The organism is Aromatoleum sp., assembly GCF_032027225.1.
Taxonomy (GTDB): Bacteria; Pseudomonadota; Gammaproteobacteria; order Burkholderiales; family Rhodocyclaceae; genus Aromatoleum.
Map to the genome: position 1 here is coordinate 127,549 of NZ_JAVSMM010000001.1, position 15,455 is coordinate 143,003.

The window sequence follows — 15,455 nt, forward strand, 5'->3', positions numbered from 1 at the left end:
CTTCCTTTGCGACCCTCACGATGAAAGTCTCCCAAGCCCTGATCAGCGTCTCCGACAAGCACGGTGTCCTCGAATTCGCGCAGGCGCTCGATGCCCTCGGCGTCAAGCTGCTGTCCACCGGCGGCACTGCGGCGATCCTGCGCGAAGCCGGCCTCGCCGTCACCGACGTATCGGAGCACACCGGCTTTCCCGAGATGCTCGACGGGCGCGTGAAGACGCTGCACCCGAAGGTCCACGGCGGCATCCTCGCGCGTCGTGACCTGCCGGAGCACATGGACACGATCGCCGCGCACGACATCTCGCGCATCGATCTCGTCGTCGTGAACCTCTATCCCTTCGCCGCAACCGTCGCGAAGCCCGACTGCACGCTCGACGACGCGATCGAGAACATCGACATCGGCGGCCCGACGATGGTGCGTGCGGCGGCGAAGAACCACGGCAACGAAGCGGGCGGCGTCGGCATCGTGACCGACCCCGACGACTACGCGTCGATCATCGCCGAGCTGAAGGCGAACGACGGCGCGCTGAGCTACCGCACCCGCTTCGCGCTCGCGGTGAAAGCCTTCACCCACACCGCGCGTTACGACAGCGCGATCTCGAACCACCTGACGTCGCTGACGTTCGCCGACAGCGGCGAAGTCGCCAAACAAACGTACCCCGAGCGCTTCCAGCTCGCATTCGACAAGGTTCAGGACCTGCGTTACGGCGAAAACCCGCACCAGTCCGCCGCGTTCTACCGTGAGCCGACCGCGCCCGAAGGCGCGATCGCCGGCTATCGTCAGCTGCAGGGCAAGGAACTGTCGTACAACAACATCGCCGACGCCGACGCGGCGTGGGAATGCGTGAAGGCCTTCGACCGCGACGCCGGCAACGCCTGCGTGATCGTCAAGCACGCGAACCCGTGCGGCGTCGCGCTCGGCGCGTCGCCCGAAGCGGCGTACCGCAAGGCCTTCTCGACCGACCCGACCTCGGCGTTCGGCGGCATCATTGCGTTCAACTGTGAAGTCGACCGCGTCGCCGCCGAAGCGGTCGCCGCGCAGTTCCTCGAAGTGCTGATCGCGCCGTCCTACAGCCCCGACGCATTGGCGGTGCTCGCCGCGAAACAGAACGTCCGCGTGCTCACCTGCGCGCTCGGCAAGCCGGCGGGTGCGCTCGACTACAAGCGCGTCGGCGGCGGCCTGCTCGTGCAAAGCGCGGACGAAGCGCGCATCCAGCTCGCCGACCTGAAAGTCGTGACGAAGCGCGCGCCGACCGACCGTGAACTCGCCGACCTGCTGTTCGCGTGGCGCGTCGCGAAATACGTCAAGTCGAACGCGATCGTCTATTGCCGCGACGACATGACCATCGGCGTCGGCGCCGGCCAGATGAGCCGCGTCGATTCCGCCCGCATCGCGGCGATCAAGGCCGAAAATGCCGGCCTGACGGTGCAGGGTTCGGTCGTCGCGTCGGACGCGTTCTTCCCGTTCCGCGACGGCCTCGACGTACTCGCCCAAGCGGGCGCGACGGCGGTGATCCAGCCGGGAGGATCGATGCGCGACGCGGAAGTCATCGCCGCGGCCGACGAACAAGGTATCGCAATGGTCTTCACCGGCTTCCGCCACTTCCGTCATTAATCGAGGCATCGGCATCATGAAAGTTCTCGTCATCGGCTCCGGCGGTCGCGAACATGCGCTGGCATGGAAACTCGCGCAATCGCCGAAAGTCACCCGCGTGCTCGTAGCGCCCGGCAATGCCGGCACCGCACGCGAGCCGCTGCTCGAGAACGTAGCGGTCACGGCGGTTCCCGATCTCGTCGCCCTCGCGCGCAGCGAGCAGGTGCAGTTCACCGTCGTCGGCCCCGAAGCGCCGCTCGCCGCGGGTGTCGTCGACGCGTTCCGCGCCGCCGGCCTGCCGATTTTCGGCCCGACGAAGGGCGCGGCACAGCTCGAAAGCTCGAAGGATTTCGCGAAGCGCTTCCTCGTCCGCCACGGCATTCCGACCGCGAAATACCAGACCTTCTCCGACGCCGCGGCAGCGCATACGTATGTTGCGGCCGAAGGCGCTCCGATCGTCATCAAGGCCGACGGCCTTGCGGCCGGCAAGGGCGTCGTCGTCGCAACGACGCTCGACGAGGCACACGCGGCGATCGACATGATGCTCACCGACAACCGCATGGGCGATGCCGGTGCGCGGGTCGTCATCGAAGAGTTCATGACCGGCGAGGAAGCGAGCTTCATCGTCATGGCCGACGGCCGGAACGCGCTCGCGCTCGCGACGAGTCAGGATCACAAGCGCCTGAAGGACAAGGACGAAGGTCCCAACACCGGCGGCATGGGCGCGTACTCCCCCGCCCCGGTCGTGACGCCCGAAGTCCACGCCCGGGTGATGCGCGAGATCATCCAGCCAGCGCTCGCAGGCATGAGCGCCGACGGCCTGCCCTACACCGGCTTCCTGTATGCCGGCCTGATGATCGACGGCGCCGGCCAGCCGCGCGTCGTCGAATTCAACTGCCGGATGGGCGACCCGGAAACGCAGCCGATCATGATGCGGCTGAAGACCGACCTGTCGGACCTGATCGAAGCGGCGATTGCCGGACGGCTCGACCAGGTCGAGGCGGAATGGGACCGGCGGGTCGCGCTCGGCGTCGTCCTCGCGGCCGAAGGCTATCCCGACGCGCCGCACAAAGGTGCGCCAATCACCGGACTGCCGACAACGGAGGCCGAAGACGTCCACGTGTTCCACGCGGGCACCGCCGAACAGCACGGCGTGGTCGTTACCGCGGGCGGGCGCGTACTGTGCGTGACTGCGCTCGGCGACAACGTGCGCAATGCGCAGAAACGGGCCTACGAAGTCGTCGACGCGATCGTGTTCGAAGGCCGCCAGTACCGCCGCGACATCGGGCATCGCGCGCTCGCGCGCAAGGGCTGAAATATGTCCGCCCCGGACGGCCGCGTCGTCAGGCAGTATCTGCTCGATCTGCAGACGCGGATCGTCTCGACACTCGAGCGTTTCGACGGCGAGTGCTTCCGGGAGGACGCATGGAACCGTTCCGCCGGTGGCGGAGGCATCACGCGCGTGATCGAGGACGGCCGCTTCTTCGAACGCGGGGGCGTCAACTTCTCCCACGTCACCGGAGCGGGCATGCCGGCTTCGGCAACCGCGCACCGGCCCGAGCTCGCGGGACGTCGCTTCGAAGCAATGGGCGTCTCGCTCGTGCTTCATCCGCGCAATCCCTACTGCCCGACCGTGCACATGAACGTGCGCTTCTTCATCGCGATGCCGGCCGATGACGCGGGCGCCGACGTCGCCCCGATCTGGTGGTTCGGCGGCGGTATGGATCTGACACCGTACTATCCATTCGACGAAGACGTCCGTTTTTTCCATCGCGCGTGCCGCACGGCCGTCCTTCCCTACGGCGGACAGGCCGAATACCGCCGCCTGAAGGAATGGTGCGACCGCTATTTCTTTCTCAAGCACCGCAACGAGCCTCGTGGGGTCGGCGGACTGTTCTTCGACGACCTCGGCGCGGACGGCAAGACGCCATTCGACGACGGTTTCGGGCTGATGCGCAACGTCGGCGATGGCTTTCTCGATGCCTACCTGCCGATCGCCGAGCGCCGACGGGATCTGCCGTACGGCGAGCGCGAGCGAGATTTCCAGGCCTATCGCCGCGGCCGCTACGTGGAATTCAACCTCGTGTTCGACCGCGGCACGCTCTTCGGACTGCAATCGGGCGGTCGCACGGAGTCGATCCTGATGTCGCTGCCGCCGGTCGTCAAATGGCGCTATGACTGGCGGCCCGAAGCCGGCAGCCCCGAGGCTCGACTCTATGACGAGTTCCTGACGCCGCGCGACTGGGCGGACTGACCGCCGGGGTTCGAGGTCACCGGGACGTTGCATCCGCAGCCGGGGCGCTCCCTGTCGCCGGACTTTCCTCTCACAATCGCCGTCACCGATATTCCCGCCAACGGCAGCGCGGCCGCAGTCGGCGCCAAGCGTGGACCGGGCGCCTTCAACTCGCGATGGGAATCGTCCGCGACCGAAAACCGCGGCAGTTTTCCTGGCCCGCTCAGCGCGCCGAGAGCTCGGCCGCCGTGCGGTAATGCCGATGCGCGTCTTGGGGCCGATCGAGCCGTTCGAACAGCCCGGCAAGCGCCAGGTGAGCCTCGATCGTCGGCGCGATGTTGACCGACGCTTCCAGATAGCTCTGCGCCTTGCCCCACAGCTGCGCGGCGATGCACAGCCGACCGAGCGCGTAGAGCAGGCCGGCGTCTTTCGGCTGCTTGCGCAGCCAGCCTTCGGCGCGGGCAAGACAGGCGACCGCATCGCCGTCGCCGCAGTGCGCATACAGTCGCGCGAGCGTACCGTCCCACTCCGCGTCGAGCAGGCGCTCAATCGTCTTGCGCGCGACAGCGCCCTGACCGCTGTCGGCGAGATAGGGAACGGCCTTCTCGACCATCTGGCGGTCGTTCAACTCCGCCGCCGGAATGCTCTTCCAGTACGCGGCGAGCGCTTCGCCGTCGCCTGCCAGTTCGCGTATGCGTTCGACGTGCGCGCGCCGGACCAGCGGCTGCATCTGTTCGTCGGTCAGCGCCTTGTGCTTGCGCAGCTGGCGCGCGAGGCGCAGCACTTCGTCCCAGCGCCCGAGCGCCGACGCGGCCTGCAGCGACAGGCGCAGCACCGCGATGTGCCGATTCCCGGACGCCTTCAGGCTGTCGAGCTTGTCGGCCGCCTCCTCGAAGCGGCGTGCCTCGATCGCGAGCTCCGCTTCCGTCATCAGCCGCGCGACCCGCGCCTCTTCCTCCTGCTCGGCAGCACGGCCGATCCAGATGCGGTAGCGCGTGTCGTCGTGCAACGCATGGGCGGCGCGGGCCGCGACGATCGCCGACATCGCCCGGTTCTCGCCGCTGTCGAACGCGTTGCCGGCGCGCTTCACCGCCTGCGCGAAGCGCCCCTCGAACAGCGCCTGCAGGCTCTCGCGGAACGCCCTCCCGGCCTTGTCCTTGCGCCGCCGTTCGCGGAAGACACCGACACGGCCCGGCAACGCTACGGTTTTGCCGATGAGCCTGAGCACGGCGTAGCTGACGACAAAGCCGATCAGCAGCGCGACGATCAGCAGATTCAATGAAAGCTGCGCACGCCAGGGTGGCAGCACAAGCAGCACGTAGCCGGTATTCAGGCTCGCGAGCATCGCGATGCCGGCGGCGAGCGCGAATATTCCGATCAGCCAGAGCAGCGAACGCATGCTCGTCATCCTCAGCGCGGCTCGCCAGCCGGCGGCTGCGCGGGTGGCGGGTTCGAAGGCTGAGACGACGGAGCCGTCGGCTGCTCGCGAGTCCCGCCCGAGCTCGTGCCGGCGGGCTTCGTCGATTCCGAAGCGCTACCCTGGCCAGTGGCGGGAGCCTCTCCGGAGCTTGCACCGCGCTCGGGGCGCGGCGTCCCGCTACGCTCTCCAGGGTTTGCGGCCGCGCTTCCTTTCGGTGCCGCTGGCGCGGAAGTCGCCGGGCCGGGGGACTCGGCGCGCCCATCTCGCACCGACGCTCCCGCGTCGGATCCACGCCCGCCGCTGTTGCGTGCCTGCAGCAAGCGCAGCGCCGCGAAACTTTCGGTCGGCGAAGGTTGCTCCACCTTGATCGGCATTGCCTGAAGGGCGGCGAGTTCGGCCAGCACTTCCTGCACCGCGTTTTCGCGAGTGTCGAAAAACCGTTCGATCCAACCACGCGCCTGCGCGAGATCCGCGGCATACGTCCGCCCGTCGCGCGCGAGCAGCGCGAGGCGCGCGGTCAGCAGCCGGATCTTCAGGTTTTCCCGCAGAAAGGTGCTCTGCGCGGGAGCGAGCAGGATCGGGTCCGATTGATCCAGTCGCTCGACGCGCACCAGCGTCCGGATCTCGTTCCACAGCTCGCGGCCGAGTGCGCTCAGGTACTCGAGGACCGGCCGGTCGCCGGCGGGAGCGGCCGCGGAATCGTTCTCCGCGGGCGGCTTGCGCTCGTCCAACTGGCTGGCGAAGGCCAGCGGCAGACTGTCGACGCGTTCGAGCAGCGACTCGAGCCGCAGCGCGATGCCCGGCACATCGACCTGCGGCGTCGCGCTCAGGCGCTCGATGTCGCGCGCGAGTGCGCGCCGCAAGGACTGCAACTGCCCGCGGTCATGCGTCGCGAGCCGAGCTTCCGCGCCTTGCAGCGCGATCAGCGCCGCTTCGTAGTTGCCGGCAAGCTGCAGTTGCTGAGCGGCGATATTGATCGCCTGTTCCGCTTCAGCGAGGACGCGGTCTTCGCTCGTGCGGGAAAATTCCTGGTAAAGCTGTTCGAGTGCCGCCGCCTGCCCTTCGGTTGCCGCCACGTGCGCTTCGAGCGCGCCGATCTTGCCCTGCAGTCCGGCGATCGTTTCCTGCTGCTGACGCGACAGTCCGCGAGCTTCGGCCAGAGCCGTATCACCGGCGGCGAGCCGCTCGGCAACCTCCTCGCGCGTATCGGCGACGTTGGCACGCAGTTCGAACACCTGCCAGGCGACGAATCCGGCGGCGGCGATCGCGATCAACGCGACCGCCGCCCCCCATCCTGCCCGTCGCCGTACCGGGGCCGGCGCCAAACCGCCGGTGAACTCCGGCGCAGCGCCGCCGTTGCCGGACGGCGGAAGACGGTTGGCAGCGGGGTTAACAGCGGGATCTTCTTCTTTCATGCCGTGAGTTTAACCGAGGTCGCTAAAAATGAGACTCGAGCGCTTGCAACAGACCTTCGTCGCCGGGCGGCGTTTCGACGACCGACAGGAATCCGGCCGCTCGCGCATGCGCGGCGATGCGCGGATGCGGGGCGAAGATCGGAACCGAGCGCAGCGCTTCCATGCCGTCGGCGCCGACCATCGCGACGAGGCTACCAACGCCTTCGCTGCTCGTCAGTGTGATCGCGTCGAGAGCGCCGCGGTGCGCGAGATCGAGCAGCGGAGCGGGATCTTCCGCCGGCTGGAAACGACGGTAGCAAGTGACGTACTCGACCCGCGCCCCGCGCTCGCGCAAGGTGATGCCGAGCAGGTCGCGGCCGCCGTCGCCGCGAAAAATGACGACAAGCTTGCCGTCCACCGCCTCCGGCCGGAACTCCGGAAGGTCGAGGACGGCTTCGCTGTCGAAACCGCTGGCGGGCGCGACGACGGACGAAAAACCGAATTCGGCGAGCGCACGCTCGCTGCCCTTGCCGACGGTTGCAACGACCGTGCGCGCGGGCCAACTGCGGCGCGCGAGGATCGCTGTCAATGCATGCTGGACGGCATTGGGACTGACGAAAAACGCGAGGTCGACGTCGTCGAGACGATCGGAGATCGCCTCCAGCGCCGTCGTGTCATCGATGGCCGCGATGCCGAGCACCGGAAAGCGGACCGGGACGCCGCCGCGCGAGACGATCGCATCGCACAGGCTCCCCGCCTGGGCGGCCGGACGGGTCACCGCGACATGACGGCCGGTAAGTCCGCTCCGCATTTCGGTCAGGATCGGTCGCTGTCGGCGGCGGCGCGTTCAGCCGAACTGCGCGAGGATCTGCTCGGCCCCCTGCCCGCGCAGATCGTCCGCGAGCGCAAGTCCGAGCGCTTCGGCATCGGCCGGATCGCCCTCGCGCTCCGCTCGCACCATGCGGCTGCCGTCGGGCAGCGCGACGAAGCCGCGCAACCACAGCTTCCCGCCGCGGATCTCGGCATACGCGCCCAGCGGCACTTCGCAGCTGCCGGCAAGCGCCCGCGAAACTGCCCGTTCGGCACGAACGCAGGCCGACGTGTCGGCGTCGTTCAAGGGCGCGAGCCACGCGGCGACGTCGTCGCGGCTGGCGAGGCACTCGATCCCGAGCGCGCCCTGCCCGGCGGCGGGCAGAGAGATCTCGGACGGCAACTCGGCGCGGATGCGGTCGGCGAGGCCGAGCCGCTTCAGGCCGGCTGCGGCGAGAATGATCGCGTCGTACTGCCCTTCGTCGAGCTTGCGCAAGCGTGTGTCGAGGTTGCCGCGCAGGCTGATCACCGCGAGGAACGGGTACTGCGCGTGCAGTTGCGACTCGCGCCGCAGCGACGAAGTGCCGACGACCGCACCCGGCGGCATGTCCGCGAGGCTCGCGTAGCGCGGCGACACGAAGGCGTCGAGCGGCACTTCGCGCGCGGAGATGCATGGCAGCGCGAACGGTTCGGACAGCTGCATCGGCACGTCCTTCATCGAATGCACCGCGATATCGGCGCGGCCGTCGAGCAGCGCGGCTTCCAGCTCCTTGACGAACAGGCCCTTGCCTCCGACCTTCGCGAGCGGACGGTCGAGAATCTGGTCGCCCCGCGTCGTCATGCCGAGCAGTTCGACGCGGCAGCCGGGATACAGCGATTCGAGGCGAGCCTTGACGTGCTCGGCCTGCCACAGCGCGAGGCGACTTTCGCGGGTGGCGATGACAATGCGTTCGGGGGCGGAAAAGGCGGAGGTAGCGCTCACGGTGGACAGACTCGTCACGAACAAGGGATGGGCGTCGCTCGCAGCAGGTTCTACCGCATCGCAACATCAGGGTTCCTGCCAGTTGCAGGCGAACCGGCCGGCATTCTAGCATGGGACGAATTCGGGCCTTCTCCGCGCAGGGCGGCGCCCGCATGCCCGATCATCTGACCGGGCCATCTCATCGCAAACACCGGACGGAAAACATGACGCAAGACAAGGACGCGCCGCTGCGCGAAGACATCCGGCTCCTCGGGCGCGTGCTCGGCGACACCGTGCGTGACCAGCAGGGCCAAGCGGCGTACGACCTCATCGAGCGCATCCGCAAGACCTCGGTGCGCTTCCGGCGCGACGACGACCGCGCCGCTCGCACGGAGCTCGAAGGCATTCTCGACGCGCTGTCGCGCGAGCAGACGATCCAGGTCGTGCGCGCGTTCAGCTATTTCTCGCATCTGTCGAACATCGCGGAAGACCAGCATCACATCCGGCGCAGTCGCGCCCACCTCATCGCCGGCTCGCCGCCGCGCGAAGGCTCGCTGGCGTCGGCGCTCGACCGCGCGCTCGCCGCGGCCCGCGCCCCGGCCGAGCTTGCCGAGTTCTTCGACACGGCGGTGATCTCGCCGGTGCTGACCGCGCATCCGACCGAAGTCCAGCGCAAGAGCATCCTCAACTGCCAGGCGGAGATCGCGCGCCTGCTCGACGAGCGCGACCGCATGGTGCTGACGCCGGACGAGCGGCGCGACAGCGTCGAAGCGCTGCGGCGCGCGGTGCTGACGCTGTGGCAGACACGCATGCTGCGGTCCGCGAAGCTCTCGGTCTTCGACGAGATCGCGAACGGCCTGTCGTATTTCGACGCGACCTTCCTGCGCGAACTGCCGCGGCTCTACGCGAATCTCGAAGACCAGCTCGCGAGCCGCGACGCCGGACTCGGAGGGACGGAGCTGCCCGCCTTCCTGAAGGTCGGCAGCTGGATCGGCGGCGATCGCGACGGCAATCCGTTCGTCACCGCCGACGTGCTCGAACGCGCGTTCGCGATGCAGGCCACGGCAGCGCTCGGTTTCTACCTCGACGAGTTGCACGCGCTTGGCGCGCAACTATCGCTCGCGACCGGTCTCGTGACGACCTCGGACGCCCTGCTCGTCCTCGCCGCGCGCTCGCCCGACCACTCGCCGCACCGCAACGACGAGCCGTATCGCCGCGCGATCGCGGGCGTCTACGCCCGCCTCGCGGCGACGCAGCGCGCCCTCCTCGGCGTCGAGCCGCTGCGCCACTCGGTCGCGCCCGCCGAGCCGTATACCGCGGCGACGGAGTTCGGCGAGGACCTCGACATCATCCATCGCTCGCTCGTCGCCAACGGCTCGGCGGCACTCGCGCGCGGCCGCTTGCGCCTGCTGCGCCGCGCGGTACGAGTGTTCGGCTTTCACCTCGCGCCGATCGACCTGCGCCAGAACTCGGACGTGCACGAGCGCGTCGTCGCCGAACTGCTCGCGACCGCGAACCCCGCGATCGCGTATTCCGCGCTCGACGAGGAAGCCCGCATCGCGCTGCTGCTCGAGGAACTCGCAACCGCCCGCCCGCTCGCATCGCCGCACGTGCGCTACTCGGACGAGACCGAAGGCGAACTGGCGATCTTCCGGGCCGCCCGTTCGGCGCACCTGCGCTTCGGCCCGGCAGCGATCACGAACTGCATCATCTCCAAGACCGACGGAGTGTCCGATCTGCTCGAGCTCGCGCTGCTGCTGAAGGAAGCCGGCCTGTTGCGGCCGTGCGAACGCGCGCTCGACGTAAATATCGTTCCGCTGTTCGAAACGATCGAAGACCTCGAGAACGCGTCCGCGGTGATGGACCGGCTCTTTTCGCTGCCGGGCTACCGCGATCTGCTCGCGTCGCGCGAGCACACCCAGGAGGTCATGCTCGGTTATTCGGACAGCAACAAGGACGGCGGCTTCCTGACCTCCGGCTGGGCGCTGTACAAGGCCGAGATCGGCCTCGTCGAGGTGTTCGCCCGCCACGAAGTGCGGCTGCGCCTGTTCCACGGCCGCGGCGGGTCGGTGGGCCGCGGCGGCGGTCCGAGCTACCAGGCGATCCTGGCGCAGCCCGGCGGCGCGGTGCAGGGCCAGATCCGGCTCACCGAGCAGGGCGAAGTCATCGCGGCGAAGTATGGCAACCCGGAAGTCGGTCGCCGGAACCTCGAAGTGATTGTCGCGGCGACGCTCGAAGCGAGCCTGCTTGCGGATCGCGCCCCGGCGCCGCGCGCCCAATTCCTCGACACGATGCAGACGCTGTCGGATGCGGCCTTCACCGCGTACCGCGGGCTCGTCTACGAGACCGAGGGCTTCGAGCGTTACTTCTGGGAATCGACGGTGATCTCGGAGATTTCCGAACTGAACATCGGCTCGCGCCCCGCGTCACGCAAGAAGGGCCGGCGCATCGAGGACCTGCGCGCGATCCCTTGGGTGTTCAGCTGGTCGCAGTGCCGGCTGATGCTGCCGGGCTGGTTCGGCTTCGGCAGCGCGGTGAAAGCCTGGCTCGACGCGCACCCCGAAGACGGCCTCGCACGCCTGCAGGCGATGCACGACGAATGGTCGTTCTTCGCGACGCTCCTGTCGAACATCGACATGGTGCTCGCGAAGAGCGACCTCGCGATCGCCTCGCGCTACGCGGCGCTGGTCGGCGACGCGGCGTTGCGCGACCGGATTTTCGGCAGAATCCGCAGCGAATGGCAGGACACGATCGACGCGCTGCTGGCGATCACGCGCCACAAAGAGCTGCTCGACGGCAATCCGCTGCTGAAGCGTTCGATCCGCAACCGCTTCCCGTACCTCGACCCACTGAACCACGTGCAGATCGAACTGCTGCGCCGCCACCGCGAAACGCACGACGACGAGCGCATCCGGCTCGGCATCCTGATCTCGATCAACGGCATCGCGGCAGGCCTGAGGAACAGCGGTTAGCCGACACCGGGATCAGAGCCCGAGCACCTGCCTGACGGCCGGCCATTGCCGGCGGCTGATCGGCAGGCGCTCCGGAACCCCCGCGAGCAGCACGTCCCAGCGCGCTTCGCCATCCTGCTCGCCGGCGCGTTCAACCCCGGTCACCGCCGCGCGGGCGACGAGGCTGTTGCGATGCACGCGGACGAAGCGGCCCGCAAACTCCTGCTCGAGCTGCACCAGCGACTCGTCGAGCAGGAACTCGCGCTCGGCGGTCCGCGCGGTCACGTATTTCAGTTCGGCGCGCAGATACAGCACGTCCGCAACCGGAACCAGCAGGATGCGGCCGCGCTCGTTGACGCTGAAATGCCGCCGCGGACCCGCTGCGAGTCCGGCGAGCATCTCGTCTGCCACCGGAAGCTGGCGCCGGACCCGGGCGAGCGACTCCGCCAGGCGCTGCGCGCGCACCGGCTTCAGCAGGTAGTCGGTCGCCGCGAGTTCGAATGCCTGGATCGCGTACTGGTCGTACGCGGTCGTGAAAATCACCGCCGGAGGCCGTTCGAGCCGCAGCACGTGGCGCGCGAGTTCGACGCCGTCCATCACCGGCATGCGGATGTCGGCGAGCACGACGTCGGCCGGCTCGCTTTCGAGCAGGCGCAGCGCCTCGACGCCATTCGCCGCGAGCCCGACGACGCGACTCGGCTGCGTCGCTGCGATGTCGCCGAGCAGATCTCGCAGCCGCGCGCGCGCAGGCGCTTCGTCATCGACGATCAGCACACGAAGAGGCGCTTCGTTCAAGGGGTTTTCCTCCGATAAGGCAGCCGGATCGAGACACGGTGCCGACCGCCGCCGGCGTCGATCTCGAGTCCGGCCTCGAGGTCGAAAAACAGCATCAGCCGCTCGCGGATGTTTTCCAGCGCCATCCGGTTGCCGGCCTTGTGGCGCTCGCCGGGTTCCATCGGGTTATCGACCTCGATCAGGATCTCGCCCGAGCGGCGCTCGGCGCGGACGACGATCTCCGCGGCCTGACTCGACGGCTCGACCCCGTGATAGATCGCGTTTTCGACGAGCGGCTGCAGCAGCAGCGGCGGCACGAGCGCATCGCGCGGGCAGTCTTCGAGCTCCCAGCGCATGTTGAGACGCGAGCCGAGCCGCAGATGTTCGAGATCGACATAACGCTCGCACAGGTCGAGCTCCTCGCCGAGCGGCACCAGCTCGCGGTTCTCTCGCATCAGCGCACGGAAGAGTTCGGCGAGCTCCTCGAGCGCCAGTTCCGCGCGGCGCGGATCCGCGCGGATCACGCCCAGGACGCCGTTGAGACAATTGAACAGGAAATGCGGTCGAATTCGGGCCGTCAGCGCCATCAACCGCGCCTCCGTCAGCGCGCGGGAATGCCGGCGGCTGCGGTTGTCGAAGTACAGCAGCACGCCCGCCGCCGCCGCGGCCGCCCACGCGAGCCATCGCCACAGGGCGCTCGCATCGCCGTCGCGCAGCAGCGGAAAGGTCGCGGCCGCGACGGCGAGCGCGACGAGCACCACCGCGATCCTGCCGTTTCGCGCCGAGAGCCGCTCGACCAGCGGCTGCAGCGCGAACAGCAGCAGCAGCGCGAGGAACAGCGGCAGCTCCACCTTCGCCGCCATCGCGATGAACGCGAGCGGATACGCTGCCGGCTCGTCGACGCGCACGAACACCGTGGCGATCGCGAACAGGTTCACCAGCAGCAACAGCCGCAGCAGCACCCCGAGATTGCGGAAGTCCGGCAGGCCGGCTCGCGGGAGAATGGGGTCGGGCTTTTGCTTTATACTTTTCACGCTTATCTCGGCGGTCGGCGCGACGGCCGCGGCTTCCTTGAACGACCGGTTCCGGTCAGGCTTTTCCCTTCCACGGACATTATGACAGACACCTCCTCCTCGCAGCCGGCCAAGGCCTGGTCGGGCCGATTCTCCGAGCCGGTCTCGGATCTCGTGAAGCGCTATACCGCATCCCTCTTCTTCGACCAGCGGATGGCGCGACAGGATATCCGCGGCTCGCTCGCGCACGCGAAAATGCTCGCGCGCCAAGGGATCATCGGCGCGAAGGACCTCGCCGACATCGAGCGCGGCATGGCGACGATTCTCGACGAGATCGAGCACGGCGCTTTCGCGTGGAATCTCGACGACGAGGACGTGCACCTGAACATCGAAAAACGACTCACCGCGCTCGTCGGCGACGCCGGCAAGCGGCTGCACACCGGCCGCAGCCGCAACGACCAGGTCGCAACGGACATCCGCCTGTGGCTTCGCGACGCGATCGACGACATCCTCGCGCTGATCCGCGATTTCCAGAAGAACCTGCTCGACATCGCCGATCAGCACGCGGGGACGCCGATGCCCGGCTTCACCCACCTGCAGGTCGCTCAGCCGGTGACTTTCGGTCACCACCTGATGGCTTACTACGAGATGAGCCGTCGCGACGCCGAGCGCTTCCAGGACTGCCGCAAGCGCCTGAACCGCCTGCCGCTCGGCGCCGCCGCGCTCGCCGGCACGAGCTACCCGATCGACCGCGAGTTCGTCGCACGCGAACTCGGTTTCGATGAAGTCTGCTTCAACTCGCTCGACGCGGTCAGCGACCGCGATTTCGCGATCGAATTCTGCGCCGCCTCGGCGCTGCTGATGACGCACCTGTCGCGCCTGTCCGAAGAGCTGATCCTGTGGATGAGCCCGCGCATCGGCTTCATCGATCTCGCTGATCGCTTCTGCACCGGCTCGTCGATCATGCCGCAGAAGAAGAACCCGGACGTCCCCGAACTCGTGCGCGGCAAGACCGGTCGCGTCAACGGCAGCCTGATCGGTCTGCTGACGCTGATGAAGGGACAGCCGCTCGCGTACAACAAGGACAACCAGGAAGACAAGGAACCGCTGTTCGACACTGCCGATACCGTCATCGACACTCTGCGCATATACGCCGACATGATCACCGGCATCCGCGTGAAGGCCGACGCGATGCGCGATGCGCTGAAGCAGGGCTACGCGACCGCGACGGATCTCGCGGACTACCTGGTGAAGAAAGGGCTGCCGTTCCGCGATGCGCACGAGGCGGTCGCGCTGGCGGTGCGCGCCGCGGACGCGAAGGGCTGCGACCTGTCCGATTTCAGCCTGGACGAGTTGCGCGAATTCTCGCCTCTGGTCGGCGAGGACGTCTTCGCGGTGCTGACCGTCGAAGGCTCGCTCGCATCCCGGGCGCACGTCGGCGGCACCGCGCCCGCGCAGGTTCGCGCCGCGATCGCTGCGGCGCGCGGCAGGAGCGCATGATTTGCCGCGGTCCCGTCATCCTGGCGGGACGAGCGCATTGCTCGCTCTGCAGCGGTACGCCGCGCACGAGCCGACCGTGTTGTCGCCGGCGCCGCTGTCGGAGTTTCTTACAGCCGGACGGGCGACAGCACGACGATTCGCAAAAACCGGTTGTATGTCAGTAGCTTGCAGAGTCTTCCAATCTCGGCGCGATATTTGCTATGGTTGCAGGGAGCGGAACTGACAGCGTCGCGGCCACTGCGGTAATTTCTTGCCGGCTGCCGAAACAAGGGGTTCGAAATGACTCAGACAGAGCAAGACAATGCGGACGAGCGGCGTCGACGCCTGCTGAAGGGCGCACTGGGAGCGTCCTCGGTGATGACTTTGGGCTACGGCGGACCGCTGGCGGCGGCGTCCCTGGGCTGCATCGCCAAAGTCGACGGCGGCTATCCGGCTGGAACGGCGCAATTCTTCATCGGCCCGACACCGCCTTCGACACCTGCCGGCGGGAACTGGGCGTGGAAGATGGTGGAGGTGAACCGATACCAGAGCAACGGCAACGGGGTGCAAGACGGCTTCGCGGTGGGCGGCGTCGTCTATCGGGCCAACGACCCGTCGGTCGTCATTCCGAACGCCGTCCTCAAGACAAACGGAGTCAACGGCTACCCGAAGACGGCGTGGGTGCTGGCCTATTTCGATTACGCCGGCAACGAGATCGGGACGTACCCGACTTACACCGCACAGGGCGACGGATTCGCACCTGCGGTTTCTTCTTGCCTGAGCTCGGTCAACCCCGGCATCGTCGTGAACTACATGTTCGGCGGCTGA

Annotated in this window: 12 protein-coding genes; 6 read left to right on the forward strand and 6 right to left on the reverse strand. The window is 67.9% G+C overall.

The genetic code is table 11. From position 1 onward, the window contains the following. Window positions 1–20 precede the first annotated feature (20 nt). From purH to hemF, 3 genes are read left to right on the forward strand one after another with little or no spacing between them, the layout of a single operon-like run. A complete protein-coding gene (gene purH, locus ROZ37_RS00595; protein ID WP_312656644.1) occupies window positions 21–1,613 on the forward strand; it encodes a bifunctional phosphoribosylaminoimidazolecarboxamide formyltransferase/IMP cyclohydrolase in 1,593 nt (530 codons plus the stop codon). A gap of 16 nt (window positions 1,614–1,629) precedes the next feature. Then, a complete protein-coding gene (purD, locus tag ROZ37_RS00600; protein WP_312656646.1) occupies window positions 1,630–2,907 on the forward strand; it encodes a phosphoribosylamine--glycine ligase in 1,278 nt (425 codons plus the stop codon). 3 nt (window positions 2,908–2,910) lie between these two features. Next, window positions 2,911–3,846: an oxygen-dependent coproporphyrinogen oxidase gene (gene hemF / locus ROZ37_RS00605; RefSeq protein ID WP_312656647.1), complete on the forward strand. Its 936-nt coding sequence runs from the start codon at window positions 2,911–2,913 to the stop codon at window positions 3,844–3,846. Window positions 3,847–4,048: 202 nt separating this feature from the next. Here hemF and ROZ37_RS00610 read toward each other — a convergent pair whose 3' ends face one another. Genes ROZ37_RS00610 through hemC form a run of 4 tightly spaced genes read right to left on the reverse strand, consistent with a single transcriptional unit; the run spans window position 4,049 to window position 8,431 of the window. Continuing rightward, window positions 4,049–5,224 carry a heme biosynthesis HemY N-terminal domain-containing protein gene (locus ROZ37_RS00610; protein WP_312656648.1) on the reverse strand — a complete coding sequence of 392 codons (1,176 nt, stop codon included), beginning with the start codon at window positions 5,222–5,224 and terminating at the stop codon, window positions 4,049–4,051. 11 nt (window positions 5,225–5,235) lie between these two features. Beyond that, entirely contained in the window at window positions 5,236–6,660 is a 1,425-nt protein-coding gene (locus ROZ37_RS00615; RefSeq protein ID WP_312656649.1) for a uroporphyrinogen-III C-methyltransferase, read from the reverse strand. Between the two features lie 22 nt (window positions 6,661–6,682). Continuing rightward, window positions 6,683–7,450 carry a uroporphyrinogen-III synthase gene (locus tag ROZ37_RS00620; RefSeq protein ID WP_312656651.1) on the reverse strand — a complete coding sequence of 256 codons (768 nt, stop codon included), beginning with the start codon at window positions 7,448–7,450 and terminating at the stop codon, window positions 6,683–6,685. Window positions 7,451–7,486: 36 nt separating this feature from the next. After that, entirely contained in the window at window positions 7,487–8,431 is a 945-nt protein-coding gene (gene hemC, locus ROZ37_RS00625; RefSeq protein WP_312656653.1) for a hydroxymethylbilane synthase, read from the reverse strand. 203 nt (window positions 8,432–8,634) lie between these two features. Here hemC and ppc point away from each other — a divergent pair, with 203 nt between their 5' ends. Next, window positions 8,635–11,382 (forward strand): phosphoenolpyruvate carboxylase, encoded by a 2,748-nt coding sequence (ppc, locus tag ROZ37_RS00630; RefSeq protein WP_312656654.1) that lies wholly within the window; start codon window positions 8,635–8,637, stop codon window positions 11,380–11,382. Between the two features lie 12 nt (window positions 11,383–11,394). Here the strand turns inward: ppc and ROZ37_RS00635 are convergent, their stop codons facing one another. Next, on the reverse strand, window positions 11,395–12,156 hold the full coding sequence (locus ROZ37_RS00635; RefSeq protein ID WP_312656655.1) for a LytTR family DNA-binding domain-containing protein: 762 nt from the start codon (window positions 12,154–12,156) through the stop codon (window positions 11,395–11,397). Beyond that, window positions 12,153–13,169, reverse strand: coding sequence for a histidine kinase (locus ROZ37_RS00640; RefSeq protein ID WP_312656656.1), 1,017 nt, complete (start codon window positions 13,167–13,169; stop codon window positions 12,153–12,155). Before ROZ37_RS00640 ends, ROZ37_RS00635 begins: the two co-directional genes overlap by 4 nt. A gap of 81 nt (window positions 13,170–13,250) precedes the next feature. Here ROZ37_RS00640 and argH point away from each other — a divergent pair, with 81 nt between their 5' ends. Beyond that, entirely contained in the window at window positions 13,251–14,648 is a 1,398-nt protein-coding gene (argH, locus tag ROZ37_RS00645) for an argininosuccinate lyase (protein WP_312656657.1), read from the forward strand. Window positions 14,649–14,927: 279 nt separating this feature from the next. Next, entirely contained in the window at window positions 14,928–15,455 is a 528-nt protein-coding gene (locus ROZ37_RS00650) for a hypothetical protein (protein WP_312656659.1), read from the forward strand.